The sequence below is a fragment of the Oleiphilus sp. HI0079 genome, assembly GCF_001635105.1.
This window is the reverse complement of record NZ_LWFT01000588.1, coordinates 1-2714: the sequence shown is the minus strand read 5'-3', so window position 1 is coordinate 2714 and position 2714 is coordinate 1. Positions and strand designations below refer to the sequence as shown.

Annotated in this window: 4 protein-coding genes; 3 read left to right on the top strand and 1 reads right to left on the bottom strand. The window is 46.5% G+C overall.

Features of this window, described 5'->3' with window-relative positions:
- Positions 1 to 131 precede the first annotated feature (131 nt).
- Entirely contained in the window at positions 132 to 845 is a 714-nt protein-coding gene (gene rph / locus A3750_RS10060; RefSeq protein WP_068454408.1) for a ribonuclease PH, read from the top strand.
- A gap of 103 nt (positions 846 to 948) precedes the next feature.
- On the opposite strand, the gene A3750_RS10055 is transcribed toward rph, so the two are convergent.
- A complete protein-coding gene (locus tag A3750_RS10055) occupies positions 949 to 1722 on the bottom strand; it encodes an exodeoxyribonuclease III (RefSeq protein ID WP_068454399.1) in 774 nt (257 codons plus the stop codon).
- 108 nt (positions 1723 to 1830) lie between these two features.
- On the opposite strand from A3750_RS10055, the gene pyrE reads away from it, so the two are divergent.
- Positions 1831 to 2472: an orotate phosphoribosyltransferase gene (gene pyrE, locus A3750_RS10050; protein WP_068454411.1), complete on the top strand. Its 642-nt coding sequence runs from the start codon at positions 1831 to 1833 to the stop codon at positions 2470 to 2472.
- A gap of 93 nt (positions 2473 to 2565) precedes the next feature.
- A partial coding sequence (locus tag A3750_RS27305; protein WP_156498513.1) for a DUF4124 domain-containing protein occupies positions 2566 to 2714 on the top strand: 149 nt, incomplete at its 3' end.

Genomic DNA, 2714 nt, shown 5'->3' with positions numbered 1-2714 from the left:
ACATGGAGTCTCCTTAGTAAGGTGTTTTGGGGCTCGGCAAATCATAGTTGAAAGTCGTAGCGCGAGCTATTGAAGATAATGTTAAACTCGCGCTACTTCAAATTTGTCATTATGAGAGAAAAGGAAAATACATGCGTCCAAGCGGAAGAGCGTTAGATCAAGCACGTGATATCAAACTAACGACGGGTTACACCAAACACGCAGAGGGGTCTGTGTTGGTGGAGTTCGGCGATACAAAAGTGATTTGTACCGCCTCGATAGAGGAGTCTGTGCCGCGTTTTTTGAAAGGGGCTGGTCAAGGTTGGATCACTGCTGAGTATGGTATGTTGCCACGTTCTACGGGCTCTAGAATGGGACGTGAAGCGGCGAGAGGCAAGCAAGGCGGGCGAACGGTTGAGATTCAGCGCTTGATTGGGCGCTCACTGCGCGCGGCAGTTGATCTGGAAAAGCTTGGCGAAAGAACCATTACGATTGATTGTGATGTCATTCAGGCTGATGGTGGTACTCGTACGGCATCGATTACAGGTGGCTGTGTTGCACTTGGTTTGGCTTTGAACTCGATCGTTGCTGCGGGCAAACTAAAAGAGTCCCCTTTAAAGCAAAAGATTGCGGCGATTTCGGTCGGAATCTATGAGGGTGCTGCTGTGTTGGATTTAGATTATCCTGAAGATTCTGCTGCGGAAACAGATATGAACGTCGTGATGACCGATAAAGGCGGTTTTATCGAAGTGCAGGGCACGGCTGAGGGAGAGGCATTTGAGCAGGACGAGTTTGATGCCATGCTGGCACTTGCTCGAAAAGGCGTAGGGGAAATTTTTGAGTTGCAGGAGAAAGCGCTAAGTTAGACGCTTCTTCTAAACAGGTGAAAAGAAAGGGCAGAACCGTAAGGCTTTGCCCTTTCTTTTTTAACTTGTCTATCAGACAGCTAAGGCTCTTGCAGTTTAAGCCCTACATAATAATGTCGTAGTCAATGATCAGCGGTGCGTGATCTGAAAACCGCGTGTCGTAGTCAACAAACCCATCTTCTATAAGATTATTCACCGTGCCGGTAGTGATTTGAAAGTCGCTGCGAATCCCTGCTTCAGATTGCTCTTCTCCGGCTGACTTTGGCCAATGTGTGTACTCGTCATCGTGGCTGTTTACTTTGCGAAATGCATCCACATACCCTAACTCATCAAACGTTTTGTCAAACCACGCGCGTTCATGAGCTTTGAATCCGGGAGCCTCTCCATGATGGTAGCGTTCGCTCGCGTCTGTCACTTCATGTGTGCTTTGAAGATTACCTGTGAAAATGAATTGGCGACGCTTGCGCAGACATTTCTCAAGGTGGTCTTGAAATGCTGTCATGAACTTGTCTTTGCTCTCTTGCTGATCAGGGTTTTCCATTGATGCAGGGGCAAGCATCGATGCAACACTTACGTTATCGAAGTCCGCTTGAATAAATCGACCTTGTCGGTCTGCAGGCTCGTAGGCGAATCCGTACATGATCGCTTTTGGGAAGTGACGAGTGTAAATTGCGACGCCGCCATCTTCAGGATCTTCGGCATCAAGAATATACACTTCATACCCGTCAGGATGGTATATTTCATCGTCAAAATCATATACTTTGCCGCGAATATCTTGGACGCATACAACATCGGCATCGATCTCTCGCATCCAATCGTAAAAGCCTAGTTCCGCGGCCTGCTTAAGACCGTTAACACTGATTGATACTACACGCATATCTGCCCCTTAATTTGAACGCGTGATATGATACTTGTTTCACATTTTTTGAAAAGAAATAACCCAAATATTTACAGTAAGGTCACTTTTATGTCGTCGACTTCGTCTCTGAAACCGCATCAACGAGCATTTATTGAATTTGCTCTTCAAAAAAATGTTCTTAAATTTGGAGAATTTACCCTCAAGTCTGGCCGCGTGAGCCCTTATTTTTTTAACGCAGGCCTTTTCAACGATGGCCTGTCGCTATCAAAGCTAGGAGAATTCTTCGCCCAGACCTTGCAAGAATCTGGTGTAGAGTACGATGTCCTTTTCGGCCCTGCTTACAAAGGTATTCCTCTAGGCGCTGCAACGGCGGTTCAACTTTCTTCTTTGTATCAAGACAACCGTCCTTTTGCTTTTAATCGAAAAGAAGCAAAAGATCATGGTGAGGGCGGAACCATTGTTGGGGCCCCGCTCTCAGGTAAAGTTATGATCATTGACGACGTGATTACTGCTGGAACCGCAATTCGAGAGGTTATCCAAATCATTAAGGCTGCCGGTGCCGAGCCAGCCGGAGTTATTATTGCCCTCGACCGTCAAGAAAAAGGTCAAGGAGAACTTTCGGCGATTCAGGAAGTTGAGCGTGACTACAACATTCCTGTGCTGAGCATCGTAAACCTTGGACAAATACTAGACTTCATCTCTAGCGATGCAAGTTTGGCAGAGTACGCAGACAGCGTTGCTGCGTATAGAGATCGTTACGGAATATAACGGATTGTAACTGAGCGATCTTTAGCAAGGCGGCTATAGTTAGATTTTAGGTATTATAAAACGAGTGATTTCTCTTAAGGATAAGTACAAAAAATGAGTGTTCGTCTTGTAATGAGTGTGTGCTTGGCGCTTGCGGTTTTCGTGAGCTCCGTGCAGGCAGGCATTATGTATCGCTATAAGGATGATCAAGGCCGAACGGTGATGGCTGCCACTGTTCCGCCAGAAATCGTTCCCAACGGTTA